At 74.9% G+C, this 14,252-nt stretch carries 15 protein-coding genes; 8 read left to right on the forward strand and 7 right to left on the reverse strand.

Going from position 1 to position 14,252, the window contains the following annotated elements; translation table 11 throughout:
* The first annotated feature begins 10 nt into the window (after nt 1–10).
* Nucleotides 11–436: a response regulator transcription factor gene (locus G9H71_RS01895; protein WP_166276953.1), complete on the forward strand. Its 426-nt coding sequence runs from the start codon at nt 11–13 to the stop codon at nt 434–436.
* Between the two features lie 13 nt (nt 437–449).
* Here G9H71_RS01895 and G9H71_RS01900 read toward each other — a convergent pair whose 3' ends face one another.
* Nucleotides 450–2,357 (reverse strand): sensor domain-containing phosphodiesterase, encoded by a 1,908-nt coding sequence (locus G9H71_RS01900; RefSeq protein WP_166276956.1) that lies wholly within the window; start codon nt 2,355–2,357, stop codon nt 450–452.
* A gap of 239 nt (nt 2,358–2,596) precedes the next feature.
* On the opposite strand from G9H71_RS01900, the gene G9H71_RS01905 reads away from it, so the two are divergent.
* Nucleotides 2,597–3,139 (forward strand): chloramphenicol phosphotransferase CPT family protein, encoded by a 543-nt coding sequence (locus G9H71_RS01905; protein WP_166276959.1) that lies wholly within the window; start codon nt 2,597–2,599, stop codon nt 3,137–3,139.
* Between the two features lie 56 nt (nt 3,140–3,195).
* The gene (locus tag G9H71_RS01910; RefSeq protein ID WP_166276962.1) at nt 3,196–3,939 is read left to right on the forward strand and encodes a DUF72 domain-containing protein; all 744 of its coding nucleotides are present in this window, start codon (nt 3,196–3,198) and stop codon (nt 3,937–3,939) included.
* A 3-nt stretch (nt 3,940–3,942) separates the two neighbouring features.
* On the opposite strand, the gene G9H71_RS01915 is transcribed toward G9H71_RS01910, so the two are convergent.
* The 5 genes from G9H71_RS01915 to G9H71_RS01935 all read right to left on the reverse strand — a co-directional run bounded on the left by G9H71_RS01915 (nt 3,943) and on the right by G9H71_RS01935 (nt 8,217).
* A complete protein-coding gene (locus G9H71_RS01915) occupies nt 3,943–4,629 on the reverse strand; it encodes a hypothetical protein (RefSeq protein ID WP_166276965.1) in 687 nt (228 codons plus the stop codon).
* A 181-nt stretch (nt 4,630–4,810) separates the two neighbouring features.
* Nucleotides 4,811–6,046, reverse strand: coding sequence for an NAD(P)/FAD-dependent oxidoreductase (locus G9H71_RS01920; RefSeq protein WP_166276968.1), 1,236 nt, complete (start codon nt 6,044–6,046; stop codon nt 4,811–4,813).
* 21 nt (nt 6,047–6,067) lie between these two features.
* Entirely contained in the window at nt 6,068–6,778 is a 711-nt protein-coding gene (locus G9H71_RS01925) for a pirin family protein (RefSeq protein ID WP_166276971.1), read from the reverse strand.
* Entirely contained in the window at nt 6,775–7,164 is a 390-nt protein-coding gene (locus G9H71_RS01930; RefSeq protein WP_166276973.1) for a pilus assembly protein CpaE, read from the reverse strand. The genes G9H71_RS01925 and G9H71_RS01930 overlap by 4 nt, the downstream gene beginning before the upstream one ends.
* Nucleotides 7,165–7,188: 24 nt before the next feature.
* On the reverse strand, nt 7,189–8,217 hold the full coding sequence (locus G9H71_RS01935; protein WP_166278925.1) for a PHP domain-containing protein: 1,029 nt from the start codon (nt 8,215–8,217) through the stop codon (nt 7,189–7,191).
* Nucleotides 8,218–8,336: 119 nt separating this feature from the next.
* On the opposite strand from G9H71_RS01935, the gene G9H71_RS01940 reads away from it, so the two are divergent.
* The 5 genes from G9H71_RS01940 to fabF all read left to right on the forward strand — a co-directional run bounded on the left by G9H71_RS01940 (nt 8,337) and on the right by fabF (nt 13,342).
* The gene (locus G9H71_RS01940) at nt 8,337–9,560 is read left to right on the forward strand and encodes a PucR family transcriptional regulator (protein ID WP_331272681.1); all 1,224 of its coding nucleotides are present in this window, start codon (nt 8,337–8,339) and stop codon (nt 9,558–9,560) included.
* Nucleotides 9,561–9,704: 144 nt separating this feature from the next.
* Entirely contained in the window at nt 9,705–10,688 is a 984-nt protein-coding gene (locus tag G9H71_RS01945) for an ACP S-malonyltransferase (protein ID WP_166276976.1), read from the forward strand.
* Nucleotides 10,685–11,767, forward strand: coding sequence for a beta-ketoacyl-ACP synthase III (locus G9H71_RS01950; RefSeq protein ID WP_331272682.1), 1,083 nt, complete (start codon nt 10,685–10,687; stop codon nt 11,765–11,767). Before G9H71_RS01945 ends, G9H71_RS01950 begins: the two co-directional genes overlap by 4 nt.
* Before the next feature lie 54 nt (nt 11,768–11,821).
* On the forward strand, nt 11,822–12,067 hold the full coding sequence (locus tag G9H71_RS01955; RefSeq protein ID WP_166276979.1) for an acyl carrier protein: 246 nt from the start codon (nt 11,822–11,824) through the stop codon (nt 12,065–12,067).
* An 18-nt stretch (nt 12,068–12,085) separates the two neighbouring features.
* Nucleotides 12,086–13,342 carry a beta-ketoacyl-ACP synthase II gene (gene fabF, locus G9H71_RS01960; RefSeq protein WP_166276984.1) on the forward strand — a complete coding sequence of 419 codons (1,257 nt, stop codon included), beginning with the start codon at nt 12,086–12,088 and terminating at the stop codon, nt 13,340–13,342.
* 341 nt (nt 13,343–13,683) lie between these two features.
* On the opposite strand, the gene G9H71_RS01965 is transcribed toward fabF, so the two are convergent.
* The gene (locus tag G9H71_RS01965) at nt 13,684–14,211 is read right to left on the reverse strand and encodes a DUF3145 domain-containing protein (RefSeq protein ID WP_166276987.1); all 528 of its coding nucleotides are present in this window, start codon (nt 14,209–14,211) and stop codon (nt 13,684–13,686) included.
* Nucleotides 14,212–14,252 lie beyond the last annotated feature (41 nt).

A 14,252-nucleotide genomic window follows, 5' to 3' on the forward strand; every position in this document is an offset into this window, starting at 1 on the left:
AGAGCCCGCGTTGATCTCGGTGGTCGTCGTCGACGGCGCCTCGGGCGGCGGGCGCGCGTTCGCCGGGCTGCTCGCGTCCGACCCGCTGGTCCACGTCGTGGCGGTCAGCGGGGACGGCGCCGACGCCGCACCGCTCGCGCAGCTGCACCGTCCCGAGGTCGTCGCGCTCGACGTGACGCCGCCCGAAGGCGGCGCGGACACCGTGCGCGCGGTGCTGGCGGCGTACCCGGAGACCAAGGTGCTCGGACTGGCCGCGAGTGCCGATGCGGCGACGATCGTCGAGCTCGTGGGCGCGGGCGCGACGGGCCTGCTCGTCAGCGGGGAGCCGGTCGACGACGTGGCCGAGCTCGTCCGCTCGGTGGCCGAAGGGCACGTGGTCCTGGCGACGGCACGAGCGGGGGCGGCCTGGCAGACGCTGCTGTCCCGGCCGGCCTGACCGGCGGCCGCCCTCACCCGGTGGCGGAGGCCTCCAGCAGGCGGTCGATCCCGGCCGCGAGGCCGGGCCGGTGGAACAGGTACCCCTGCACGAGGTCGCAGCCGAGCTCCTCGAGCATCCGGCGCTGCGCGGGGGTCTCCACGCCCTCGGCGACAACCGCGAGCCCGAGCGCCTTGCCCAGGGCGACCAGGTTCGCGGCGATGACCGTGTCGGTCTCGTTGGCCCCCAGCCCGGCGACGTAGCTGCGGTCGAGCTTCATGGTGTCCAGCGGCAGCGCGCGCAGCTGGCAGATGTCGTTGTGCCCGGTGCCGAAGTCGTCGAGCGCCAGCCGGCAGCCCATCTCGGCCAGCTGGGTGAGCTCGGCCCGCACCGGGCCCGTGACCTCGACGACCTGCCGCTCGGTCAGCTCCAGGCCGAGCTTGTGCGCGGGCAAGCCGGTGGAACGCAGCGCCTCGTCCACGACGCCGGCCAGCTCGTCCCTCCCGAGCTGACGGCTCGACACGTTCACCCAGAGCAGCGGCGCCCGCTCCCCGGCCGCGTGGTACCACGACGCGGCCTGGGCGCACGCCGTCCGCAGCACCCACGCCCCGAGCGGCACGATCACCTCGCGCTCCTCGGCCACCTCGATGAACTCCGCCGTGCACTGCAGCCCGTGCTGCGGATGACGCCAGCGCAGGAGAGCCTCCACACCGTGCAACTGCCCGTCACGGAGCCCGAACGCTGGCTGGTAGGCGAGGGACAGCTGGTCGTCCGCGCGCAGGGCCGCGCGGAGCTCGGCCGCGACGCGCATCCGCAGCAACGGGCCGTTCCCGCCTCCCCAGTCCCCCCAAGAGCGGCTGGGGCGGTGCCGACGCTGCTTCGCGACGTGCATGGAGGAGTACGCCGCCTGCAGCAGCGCCTCGCCCGCACCCCCGGGGTCAGCGCGGTGCGTCTGCTGTGCGGTCGCTTGCCGGTGCGCGAGGGCGCTGCCGATCGAGGCGCTGACCGCGACCAGTTGCCCGCCGAGCAGGAGGTCGCGCCCCAGGGCGGCCTGCACGCGAGAGGCGAGCTGCTGCACACCGCCCGCCCCCCGCACGTGCCTGCACATGACCGCGAGGACGTCGCCTCCCAGCCCGGCCACCAGGTCCTCGCCGTGCACGGTGCCTCGGAGCCGTGCCGCGACCGCGTCGATCAGCTCGTCACCAGCGGCGTGGCCGAGAGCGCTGTTGACCGCCGTGACGTCGTCGAGGTCGACGCAGACCACGGCGACGTCGGCCACGCCGTCCTGGCCGGCGCGCACGACGGCGTCGGCGAGGCGGCGCAGCAGCAGCCGGCGCCCGGGCAGCCCCGTCAACGGGTCGCCGTCGACCGACGGCACGGGGAGCGGGACGTCGTCTGCGGCCGATGCGGGCCGGTCGCCGCCGGCCTCGACGAGCGTGAGGACGGCGACCGCCTGTCGCGCCACGCACTCCAGCAACTGCCACGCGTCAGCGGTCGGCGCCCCGAGCGCCGGGACCCCCTCAACGCAGACCGACCCGATCACCCGGCCGTCGTGGCATCTCAGCGGCACGGCGACGCAACACCCGGGATCGACCGGCAGCCCTCCGCGCAGCGATCGTTCCGACAGCGTCCCTGGGGCGGTCAGGCGCTCCCCGGTGCACGCGGCGAGGTCGTGCAGCGCCCGCGCCGAGAGCGAGGGCGGCCCTCCCCAGGAGCATCTGACCCGCGGGACGTCGGAACGGCCGCGCGCCGGACGCGACCAGATGGAGGCCTGGGACCCGCCGAGCAGCCGGGCGGCCAGCTCGGCCAACGGGTCGAGGAGCCGGGCGGTGGCTGCCCCGGCCCGTGCCGCGCCGCGCTCCGCCCGCGCGTCGACTCGCGCTGCGCCCCGTGGCGAGGCCGCTTCCGCGGCGCCTTCCGGGCGGACGTCCAGCTCGTGCACGGTGCCCCCGAATCCCGCGTCGAATGTGTAGGTGCGTTACCCAGATCCGTTCTAGTAAGACACCGGCCTTCCTACTCCTCTCGCAGAGAGATGCACAAGTTTTGGCCCGATTCACTCGACCGGGTGGCGGCATCCGCCTTCCCGCGCGCGTTCGTGCAACCCTGCCGGGGCGTACGCGAACAGTGGCGGCTTTCCCTCGCCGAGAGGGCTGCTCCACATCGCTGAACTACAGTTCCGTCATGGGCTCTCGTGTCGTCGTGGTCAACGGCGGCTCGAGCGCCGGCACGACGACCCTGTGCCGGGAGCTGCAGTCAGCGTTGCTGCCAAAGCCGTGGCTCACCACGGGCATCGACGTGTTCGTCGACTCACTGCCACTGGATCTGCAGGCGTCGCCGGAGGCATTCGCCGTCGACGACCGGGGCGCGGTGGTCCTCGGCGACGTGTTCCGCCGGCTCGAGGCCGCATGGATGGCGGGTGTCGCGGCCACGGCGCGCGCGGGCGCCGACCTGCTGGTGGACGACGTCTTCCTCGGCGGCGTCGAATCGCAGCAGCGGTGGCGGCGGGCACTGGCGGGCCTCGACGTCGTCTGGGTAGGCGTCCGCTGCGCGCCGGACGTCGCCGAGCGGCGCGAGGCGGCACGCCCGGACCGGCCCGGCGGCATGGCGCGCTCGCAGGCCCTGCGCGTGCACCACGGGGTGAGCTACGACGTCGAGGTCGACACGACGGCCACCGCTGCTCGCGCCTGCGCCGAACACGTCATGGGCTTCCTGCGTCACCGCTGAGGCCTGCCGCAGCATCCGCTCGGTTCCTCCCGCTCGCGCGCGGGCACGTACGCCGGATGACCGATCCTGGGCCGCCGGGCCTCGCCGCCCGCGTGGGGCTGTGCGGGTGGACGGTCGCGATGTCGACGTACGTGCAGCGCTTCCCCGTGCTCGAGGTGCAGCACACGTTCTACGAGCCGCCCGGCGAGGCCCTGCTGCGCCGCTGGCGGGCGTCCGTCCCCGACGGCTTCGAGTTCACGGTCAAGGCCTGGCAGGTGATCACGCACGATTCCTCGAGCCCGACCTACCGTCGCCTCAAGACCCCGCTCCCGGCCGAGCACCGAGGGCAGGTCGGGTCGTTCCGAACGACGCCGGCGGTACTGCAGGGCTGGGCGCGGACCCTGGAGAGCGCGTCGGTGCTGCGCGCGAGCGCGGTGCTGCTGCAGTGCCCCAAGAGCTTCCGCCCGACCGACGAGAACGTCCAGCGCATGCGCCGCTTCCTCACGACGGTCGAGCGCCCGGCGCCGCTACGGTTGCTGTGGGAGCCGCGCGGCGAATGGCCCACGGCGCTCGTCGCTGAGCTCTGCCGCGAGCTGCGGCTGGCCCACGTCACCGACCCGATGCAGGTCGAGACCGTGACCCCGGAGCAGACGTACTACCGGCTGCACGGCACGACCGGGATCCGCCACGTGCACACCGACGAAGAGCTGCACCGGCTCCGGGCCCTCGTCGCCGGGCACCCCGAGCCGTACGTCCTGTTCAACAACCTGTCACGGGCCCGGGACGCCGAGCGCTTCCTCGCGCTGCTCGACGGCGGCTGACGGCTAGCCCAGCGGTGTCGCGCCCGGCGGCACGACCGCCGGCGCCGAGGTCGAGGGCACGGTCGTCGGAGTGGGCTGCGGCGTCGGCGTGGCTGTCGGGGTCGGCTCCGGTGTCGGGGTGAGCGACGGGCTCGGGCTCGCCTCCGGCGTCGGCGTCTCCTCCCCCGGCGTCTGCTCGGGCGACGCGTCCGGCGTCGCCTCGGCCGTCGGGCTGGGCCCGGGCACCGCCGGCTCGTCGTCCGCCGAGCTGTCGCCGACGAGCCTGCCGACGCTCGTGCCGCTGGGGCTGTCGTTGCCGAACAACGAGGACAGCGGGCGCCCGGCGATGGCCTCGAAGCTCGTCACGACCGTCATCGCCACGAGGAAGACGGTCAAGGCGACGCCGGCGATCGTGAGCCAGGCCCGGCGGGAGAGTCCGCCCTGCCCCGTCGTGTCGACGGCCGGAGCAGCGTCGTCAGGGGAAAGCCCATCACCGGTCACCGCGGGCATCACCCGCGTCGACACGGTGCCCTCGTCGGGGTCCATGGCCGGCCGGCGCAGCGTGCGGACGATCTGCTCCTGCCCTCGCCGCAACGACCGCGAGTAGACGGCTGACCCGACCGTCGCGACCACGCTCATGACGCCGGCGCCGACGACCGTGCCGGCGACGCCGAGGAACGAGCTCGCGACCGAAGCGGAGACTGCCGCCAAGGCTCCCGCTGCCACCTGCGTGGCGCTGAGCCCCAGTTTGTCCTTCGAGTCCGAGCCTGCCACCTGTCGCCTGACCCTCCTTGTCCCTGTCGAGCGCCCGCTGAGCGCGGGGCTTTCCGACGTTACGTCGTGCGCCTACCCGCCTTCCGCCCCGTCCAACGGCCGAGCGGCGTCGGGGGTGTCACATCCGGACCGCCCGGGCGAGCCGGCGCAGGTCCACCGCCTCGTCGGACAGCTGTGCCGGGCCCACCGCCGCGGCCGCGTCGACGAGACGGCGGGACGCGCGGGCCTCCGGGCCACGCCCCACGGACACGGCTGCCGCCAGCCGGCCGTCCTCGAGGAAGAAGACCGCGAACGAGCCGGACTCCGGGTCTCCCCGCAGCACCGGCACCCCGTCCTGCGGGACCGTCCCGGCGACCTCCACGTGCACTCCGTAGCGGTCGGTCCAGAACCACGGCGCGGCGGGCGCGGGAGGTTCGGCCCCGAGCAGCGTCGCCGCCGCGCCCTCCCCGGTGCGGACCGCGGCGTCCCAGTGCTCTCGACGCGCGAGCGGGCCGTCGTACCCCCGCGGACGGGCCACATCACCAACGGCGAGCACTTCAGGAATCGAGGTGCGCAGGTCTGGCCCCACCAGCACGCCGCCGGCCACGTCCAGGCCGGCCGAGACGGCCAGCGCCTCGTCGGGCACGATGCCGATCCCGGCGAGGACCACGTCGGCCTCCACCTCCTCGGCGACCGGGTTCGCCCCCAGCCGGGCGTGCACGGCGCCGCCCCGCCGCTCCAGCGCGGTGACCCCGGCCTCGACCAGCCGTACGCCGGCGTCCGCGTGCTGCCGGTGCAGGTATGCCGCGACGAGCGCACCCGCCGGCCCCGCGAGCGGCAGCGGGTCGGGGTCGGCGAGCGTGACCTCGCAGCCCAGGGAGACCGCGCTCGACGCGACCTCCGCCCCGATGAGGCCGCCGCCCACGACGAGCAGCCGGGCCCCGGGCACCAGCTCCGCGCGCAGCCGGTCGGCGTCGTCGCGGGTGCGCAGCAGGTGGGCCAGGCCGCCGCCCGGGACGGGCAGCGGGCGGGCGGTGCCGCCGGTCGCCAGGACCACCGCGTCGGCGCGCAGGGTCGAGCCGTCCGCCGTCTCGACGGCGCGCTCCGCGGGGCGCAGGGCCACGGCACGCGTGCCGAGGCGGACGTCCACGGCGTTGGCGGCGTACCAATCCTCGGGCTGCAGTTGGGTGTCCGCGGCCGTGGAGGCGCCCGTCAGCACCTCCTTGCTCAACGGCGGCCGGTCATAGGGCAGATGGGGCTCTGCCGCAAGCAACACGACATCTTCAGCGAAGCCGGATGCACGAAGCGCAGAGCAGGTGCTGAGACCGGCGAGCCCGCCGCCGACGACCACGACCGACCGGAGTGCAGGCTGCATGGGCCTAGTTTCGCCGACTGCTCAGAGCAGCGACGCCTGCATCGCCCAGGCGAGCACCTCGGCTCCGGCGTCGCCGGCCTGCACCGTCCCACCCTCGACCGCACGCAGCCGGGCCGCGTCGCCGGCGTCCAGCCGCCCCACCCCGTCCACCTGCACGGCGCCGGACGCGACGAACAGGTGCACGTACGCCCCCGCAGGCAGCGGCGCCCGCGCCCCCGCGCCCAACCGCGCGACGTGCAGCGCGGCGGCCGGCTGCCGGAGCGCGACGCCGTCACCCGACCCGGAGGCGGCCGTGACCCACCCGCCGCCCACGAGCGCCGTGCCGATGTCGAGCTGGGAGTACGCCGGCTCGCCCCCGCGCTCCGCCGGCAGCAGCCAGATCTGCAGGAACCGGACGGGTGCGTCCGCGGACGCGCGCTCGGTGTGCTCGACGCCGCGGCCGGCGCTGAGCCGCTGGACCTGGCCGGGGCGTACCTCTCCGGAGCTGCCCGCCGAGTCCGCGTGCAGCAGAGTGCCCGAGAGCACCCAGGTGACGATCTCGGTGTCGCGGTGCATGTGGGCCTCGAAGCCGCTCCCGGCCGCGAGCGAGATCTCGTTGAACGCGAGCAGCAGGCCGAAGGAGACGTTCGCCGGGTCGTAGTGGTGCTCGAAGGAGAACGACGGGCGCAGCTCGAGCCAGTCGGTGCGCGTCAGGAAGCGGTCGCTGGACCGGCGGACCTCCGCGGCGGTCACGGGCCGAGCCGTGCCAGCAGCGCCAAGGCGTACGCGTCGTCGGCGAAGAGGGCCTCGAAGGCGGCGCCGTCCTCGCACACCACGCGGTAGCCCGGGTCCGCCCGCTCCAGCCGCGCGAAGGAATCGGCCAGCCGCTCGCGCAGCTGCTCCTCGGTCGGCAGCCAGAGTGCCTGCTCGGCGGACACGCTGTCGAGCGCCCACTCCACCGTGCCGTTGAAGCCGATGACCGAGCCGCCGGGGAAGTGGTGCACGTCAGCGACCATGTCGCTGAGCACGAAGACGTCGTCGCTCATCTCGGGGCTGAGCAGCACGAAACGGTCACCGCTCGCGGGCTCCCACGTCAGGCCCGCGTCCCGCAGCCGACGAGCCAGGGCGAGCGACAGCACGCGTCCAGCTTGCCAGCGGTGGCCTCACCCCGCCCGGCCGGTCCACTCCAGCAGCCGCTCCACGGGCCAGGTGTTGACCACCGACTCAACCGGCACGCCGCACGCCGCCGCCCGCTCGCAGCCGTAGGGCTGCCAGTCCAGCTGCCCCGGGGCGTGGGCATCGGTGTCGATCGAGACGTAGCAGCCGGCCTCGACCGCCAGCCGCAGCAGCCGCTTCGGCGGGTCCAGCCGCTCCGGCCGGCAGTTGACCTCGACCGCCACGCCGTTGTCGGCGCACGCGGCGAAGACGGCGTCGGCGTCGAACTCGGACTCCGGGCGCACCCGGCCGCCGCGCCCTCCGCTCGTGACGTTGCGGCCGGTGCAGTGGCCGAGGACGTCGGTGTGCGGGTTGTTGACCGCCAGAAGCATGCGCCGGGTCATCACGTCCTTGGGCGAGCGCAGCTTCGAGTGGACGGAGGCGACCACCACGTCGAGCCGAGACAGCAGCTCGTCCTCCTGGTCGAGCGTCCCGTCCTCGTTGATGTCGACCTCGATGCCGGTCAGCAGCCGGAACGGCGCCAGCTGCTCGTTGAGCTCGGCCACGACGTCGAGCTGCCGGCGCAGCCGCTCCGGCGACAGGCCGTTGGCGACGGTGAGCCGGGGCGAGTGGTCGGTGAGCGCGGCGTAGTCGTGGCCCAGGTCGCGCATCGCGCGCGCCATCTCCTCGATCGGCGACCCGCCGTCGCTCCAGTCGCTGTGGGTGTGCAGGTCCCCGCGCAGGGCCGCGCGCAGCTCCGCCCCGCCCTCGGCCACCGGCCGGCCGCCGGTCGCCTCGAGCCGCCGCAGGTAGACCGGGACCTCGCCGGCGAGCGCCTCGGCCACCACGGTCGCGGTGACCTTGCCCAGCCCCTTGAGCTCGGTCAGCGACGAGCCCGCCGCCCGGCGCTCGAGCTCGGCGCGCGGCAGCTGCTCGACCACCGCGGCGGCGGTGCGGAAGGCGCGTACGCGGTAGGTCGGCTCCAGCGCCCGCTCGAGCAGGAAGGCGATGCGCCGCAGCGCGTCCACGGGCTCGATCGGGCCGTCGCCGCCGGGCGTCTGCTCTGCCACGGCCCGACGCTACCGGGACCGGCCCGCTTGTCGGCACGCGACAAGCGGCACCCGCCGCGGCGGGTGCTGCGTCGTACGCTTCCCGCGTGCCCGCCGCAGCCGCCACCCCGCGCCCGGCGGCCACCGCGGCCCGCCTCGAGCGGCAGATCGGCGCCCTGGCGACCGCGGCCGTCGCCCGGATGGAGGCGACGCTGCCGTGGTACGGCGCGATGCCCGCCGAGGACCGGTCCTGGGTGAACCTCGTGGCCCAGGCCGGCATCGCCGCCTTCGTCGACTGGTTCCGCGACCCGCGCAGCGACCGGGCGATCAGCGCCGACGTCTTCGGCACCGCCCCGCGCGAGCTCGCCCGCGCCGTGACGCTGCAGCAGACGGTCGAGCTGGTCCGGGTCACCATCGCCGTCGTCGAGGAGGGCATCGAGCAGCTCGCCGAGCCCGGCGACCAGGCCCTGCTGCGCGAGTCCGTCCTGCACTACTCGCGAGAGGTCGCCTTCGCCGCGGCCCAGGTCTACGCCCAGGCGGCCGAGGCCCGCGGCGCCTGGGACGCGCGGCTCGAGGCGCTCGTCGTGGACGCGTTGCTGCGTGCCGAGGCCGACGAGGCGGTGCGCTCGCGGGCCGCCGCGCTGGGCTGGCGGGCGACCGACGCCGCGCTCGCCGTCGTCGGCACGACCCCGGCCGGTGAGCCCGAGGCCGTCATCGACGAGGTGCACCGCGCCGCCCGTGCTGCGGGCGCCGACGCCCTCGCCGCCGTCCAGGGCGAGCGGCTGGTCGTGGTGCTCGGCGCCCCGGCCGGCGTGCTCGACGACCCGCGCGACCAGATCGGCGCCGGCGGGCTCTCCCTCGTGCGCCGGCTCTCCCCCGCCTTCGGGCCGGGCCCGGTCGTCGTCGGCCCGCTCGTCGCCGACCTGCTCGGCGCCGGTGACTCCGCCCGCGCCGCGCTCGCGGGGCTGCAGGCGGCGCCCGCCTGGCCCGGGGCGCCGCGTCCGGTGCTCGCCACAGAGCTGCTGCCGGAGCGCGCCCTCGCCGGCGACACGGACGCCCGCCGCACCCTCGTCGAGGGGACGTACGCCGCCCTGGCCGCCGCCGGTCCGGCGCTCGGCGAGACCCTGGCGGCGTACCTCGAGCACGCGGGCTCGCTCGAAGGCGCCGCGCGCATGCTCTTCGTCCACCCGAACACCGTGCGCTACCGGCTCCGGCGTGTCGCCGAGCTGACGGGGTACGCACCGGCCGAGCCCCGGGACGCGTTCGCCCTCCGGCTGGCGCTCGCTCTGGGCCGGCTCGCCGAGGCGGACGAGGCTCCGCCCGGCGGCTGAGGGGCAGCTGACGGGGTCGGCACCGACGGACGCCGAGCGCCCCGCACATGCTCGTGGATTTGTAGGGAACCTACGATCCGACACCGCAGGATTCGTCCGCGTCGTTACCGGCCGTTCAGCGGCTGGACAGGAAGGGTAGGTAGGGTGCTCGCAGTCGTCGCCCCCGGTCAGGGGGCCCAGACCCCCGGTTTTCTCAGCCCGTGGCTGGCCCTTCCCGGCTTCGCCGGCCGTCTCGCCGCGCTCTCGCAGGCGCTGCGCGAGCGGCCCGGCGCCCCGGCCCCCGGCCCCGACCTCGCCTCCTACGGCACCGAGGCCGACGCTGACACCATCCGCGACACCGCAGTCGCCCAGCCGCTGCTGGTGGCGGCCGGCATCGCGGCGCTCGCCGAGCTCGTCGGCTCGGACGACCCGGCCGGCACCGGCGCTTATGACGTGGTCGCCGGGCACTCCGTCGGCGAGCTCACCGCCGCGTTCGCCGCGGGGGTGCTGACCGGCGAGCAGACGATGGCCCTCGTCGGGGCGCGCGGCGACGCGATGGCGGCCGCGGCGTCCACGACGCGCACGGGCATGACCGCCGTGCTCGGCGGCGACCGCGACGAGGTGCTCGCGGCCGTGGCCGCCGCCGGGCTCACGCCCGCGAACGACAACGGCGGCGGCCAGCTGGTCGTCGGCGGCACCCTCGAGCAGCTCACGGCCTTCGCCGAAGCCCCACCGGCCCGCGCCCGGCTCGTCCCGCTGCAGGTGGCGGGTGCGTTCCACACCGAGCACATGCGTCCCGCGGTCGACGCGCTCGCGCCGGTCGCCGCCGCGCTCGAGCCGCGCGACGCGCGCGTCCCGCTGCTGTCGAACAAGGACGGCCAGCAGGTCGCGTCCGGCCGCGAGGTGCTCACCCGGATCGTCGCCCAGGTCGCCAGCCCGGTCCGCTGGGACCTGTGCACGGAGGCGCTGCGCGAGCTCGGGATCACGGCGCTCATCGAGCTGCCGCCGGCCGGCACCCTCGCCGGGCTCGCCAAGCGCGGCCTGCGCGGCATCGAGATCGTGGCGCTCAAGACCCCGGACGACCTGGACGCGGCGCGCGCCCTGGTGCGCGAGCACGCCAAGGCGCCGGGGACGGAGGGCCAGGAGTGAGCGTCTCGCAGACCGGGCCGCAGAACGGCTTCGAGATCAAGCTCGCGCCGACGCCGCGCGGCTCGCGGTTGGTCTCGCTCGGGGCCTACCGGCCGCGGCGTGTGGTCGACAACACCGAGATCTGCACCTTCATCGAGTCCTCGGACGAGTGGATCCAGCAGCGCAGCGGCATCGCCGAGCGGCGCTGGGCGGCCGACGACGAGACGCTCGTGGGCATGGCGGAGGCCGCCTCCCGGCAGGCGCTGGCCGGAGCCGGTCTGACGGGCGAGGACATCGACCTCGTGCTGCTGGCGACCATGACCAGCTTCTCGACGACGCCGACCGCCGCGAACCTCCTGCAGGCCGCGCTCGGCACGCGCGGGGGCGCGGTGGAGCTGAACTCGGCCTGCGCCGGGTTCACGTACGCCCTCGCCCTGGCCGACCAGGCCATCCGGGCCGGCAACGCGCGCAACGTGCTCGTCGTCGGGGCCGAGCGCATCACCGACATCATGAACTTCTCCGACCGCACGACGATGTTCCTGTTCGGCGACGGCGCCGGCGCGGTCGTGGTCAGCGCCGCGGACGAGCCGGGCATCGGGCCGGTCGCGTGGGGCTCGTGGGGCGAGCAGTCCGAGGCGCTCGGCGTCCTGCCGCTGCTCTCCGACGTGGCCCGTGGCCTCGCGACCGAGCGGCCGCTGCTCTTCCAGAAGGGCCAGTCGGTCTTCCGCTGGGCCGTGACGGAGATGCCGAAGACCGCGGCGAAAGCCCTCGAGCTCGCCGGGCTCAAGGCCGAGCAGCTCGCGGCGTTCGTCCCGCACCAGGCGAACATCCGGATCATCGACGCGATGACGAAGTACATGAAGCTGCCCGAGCACGTCGTCGTCGCGGACGACCTGCGCCACACCGGCAACACGTCGGCGGCGTCGGTCCCGCTCGCGATGGAGCAGGTGCTGTCCTCGGGCCGGGCAACCCCTGGTGACCTGGCCCTGCTGGTGGGCTTCGGCGGCGGGCTCTCGCACGCCGCGCAGGTCGTGACGCTGCCCACCCTCGGCCCGGCGGGCGCGTCCCGGCTGCCCGACCCTGCCCCCCTGGCATCCTGAGCCGTCCCGTCGCAAGCCGCGGCGGGCCCGTACCGAACATCACTAGGAGAGCGCATGGCACTCAGCGAGCAGGAAGTCCTCGCGGGCCTCGCCGAGCTGATCCACGACGAGACCGGCCTCCCGCAGGACCAGGTCGCGCTGGACAAGTCCTTCACCGACGACCTCGACATCGACTCGCTGTCGATGATGACCGTCGTCGTCAACGCAGAAGAGCGCTTCGGCGTGAAGATCCCGGACGACTCGGTCAAGGACCTCAAGACCGTTCGCGACGCCGTGGACTTCATCGTCAAGCAGGGCTGAAGGAGCCTCCGGCCACCCATGAGCGAATCGACCTCCGTCGTCGTCACCGGGCTCGGTGCGACGACTCCCCTGGGCAGTGACGTCCCGTCCACCTGGTCCGCCGTGCTCGCCGGCAAGTCCGGCGCGCGTGTCCTCCCGTACGAGTGGGTGGAGCGTTTCGACCTCCCGGTCAAGATCGGCGCCCCGCTGGCCGTCGAGCCGGCGGACGTCCTGACCCGCCAGGAGGTCAAGCGCAACGACCGCTCCAGCCAGATGTCGCTCATCGCGGCGCGGGAGGCGTGGAACGACGCCTCCCGCGACGCGGCGCTGGAGGTGGACGGCGCGCGCCTCGGCGTCGCCATCGCCTCCGGGATCGGCGGCGTGACCACGCTGCTCGACGCGTACGACACGCTGCTGGAGAAGGGGCCGCGGCGGATCCTTCCGCTCACGGTCCCGATGCTGATGCCGAACGGCCCGGCCGCCTCGATCGGGCTGGAGTTCGGCGCCCGCGCCGGCGTCCACACCACCGTCAGCGCGTGCGCGTCGGGGTCGGAGGCCATCGGCTACGGCGTCGAGATGATCCGCTCGGGCCGGGCCGACGTCGTCATCGCCGGCGGCACCGAAGCGGCCATCCACCCGCTGCCGATCGGCGGCTTCGCCGCGATGCGGGCGATGTCGACCCGCAACGACGAGCCCGAGCGCGCGTCCCGCCCCTACGACAAGGGCCGCGACGGCTTCGTGCTCGGCGAGGGCGCGGGCGTCGTCGTGCTCGAGTCCGCGGAGCACGCGCGCGCCCGCGGGGCGAAGGTCTACGCGGAGGTCGCCGGCGTCGGCGTCACCTCCGACGGCTACCACATCACCGCGCCCGAGCCCGAGGGCGAGGGCGTGGTCCGCGCGATCAAGACGGCGCTGGCGGAGGCCGGGCTCGCCCCGCAGGACATCGTCCACCTCAACGCGCACGCCACCTCGACCCCGGTCGGGGACATCGCCGAGGTCAACGGCGTCCGGGCGGCGCTGGGGCCGGCCGCCGACTCGGTCATCGTCTCGGCCACCAAGTCCATGACCGGCCACACGCTCGGCGCGGCCGGCGCCATCGAGTCGATCTTCACGATCCTCGCGCTGCGCGACCGGCAGGCCCCGCCCACGATCAACCTCGACGACCCCGACGACGACATCGATCTCGACGTCGTCAAGGGCTCTCCACGCGCGCTGCCGGCGGACGGCCAGCTCGCCGCGATGAACAACTCGTTCGGGTTCGGCGGGCACAACGTGGTGCTGATCCTGCGCACGGTCTGACGCCGGGCCGTCGGGCCCCGGGCGGGAGCCGACGGACCTCAGACGCAGCAGCGGCAGCGCTGCCTGCGTAGCGGCAGCAACAGCGATGGCCACGCCCCTCGGGCGTGGCCATCGTCGTCCCCCCACTCCTCCCCCTCGCTGATCATGCAGATGTGGCGAGTTGTCCCCAGGCCGCGGCACTGTGGACAACTCGCCACAAGTGCATGATCAGCGGGGAGTGAGGGTGCGCGGAGTGGGGTGGTGGGTGCGCGGGGTGGGGTGGTGGGTCCGCGGGGTGGGGTGGTGGGTCCGCGGGGTGGGGTGGCGGGTCCGCGGGGTGGTGGAGAGGGCCGCAGACGGGGTCAGACGACCTGGTGCAGCCAGCGGACCGGGGCTCCCTCGCCGGCCCGGCGGAAGGCCTCGAGCTCGGCGTCCCATGAGGTGCCGAGCAGGCGGGCGAGAGCGTCCGGCAGGGGGACGCCGCCGGTCGAGGCCTCGGCTACGACGGTACGCAGCCGCTCCTCCGGCACGAGGATGTCGCCGTGCACGCTCATGACCGCGCTGAACAGCCCGAGGGACGGGGTGAAGGCGTAGCGCTCGCCCTCGGCGCCGGGGCTGGGCTCCTCGGTCACCTCGAAGCGGAGCAGCCGGCAGTCACGCAGCGCCGACGTCAGTCGCGCGCCTGTGCCCGCAGCGCCCTGCCACGAGAGCTCGGCACGGAGCAGGCCAGGGGCCGCTGGCTGGGCGGTCCAGTCCAACGTGACACGCGTACCCAGCACTGCGGCCAAGGCCCACTCGACGTGGGGGCACAGCGCGGGCGGTGCAGAGTGCACCAGGACGACGCCGCGCGTGGTTGCGGGCGTCCGCGGACGGGTCGAGCCGACGCTCACGATGCCTCCCGGGTCGATCGAGGTGCGCCTTCCCCTGCGGC

It is taken from the genome of Motilibacter deserti (assembly GCF_011250635.1).
GTDB lineage: Bacteria > Actinomycetota > Actinomycetes > Motilibacterales > Motilibacteraceae > Motilibacter_A > Motilibacter_A deserti.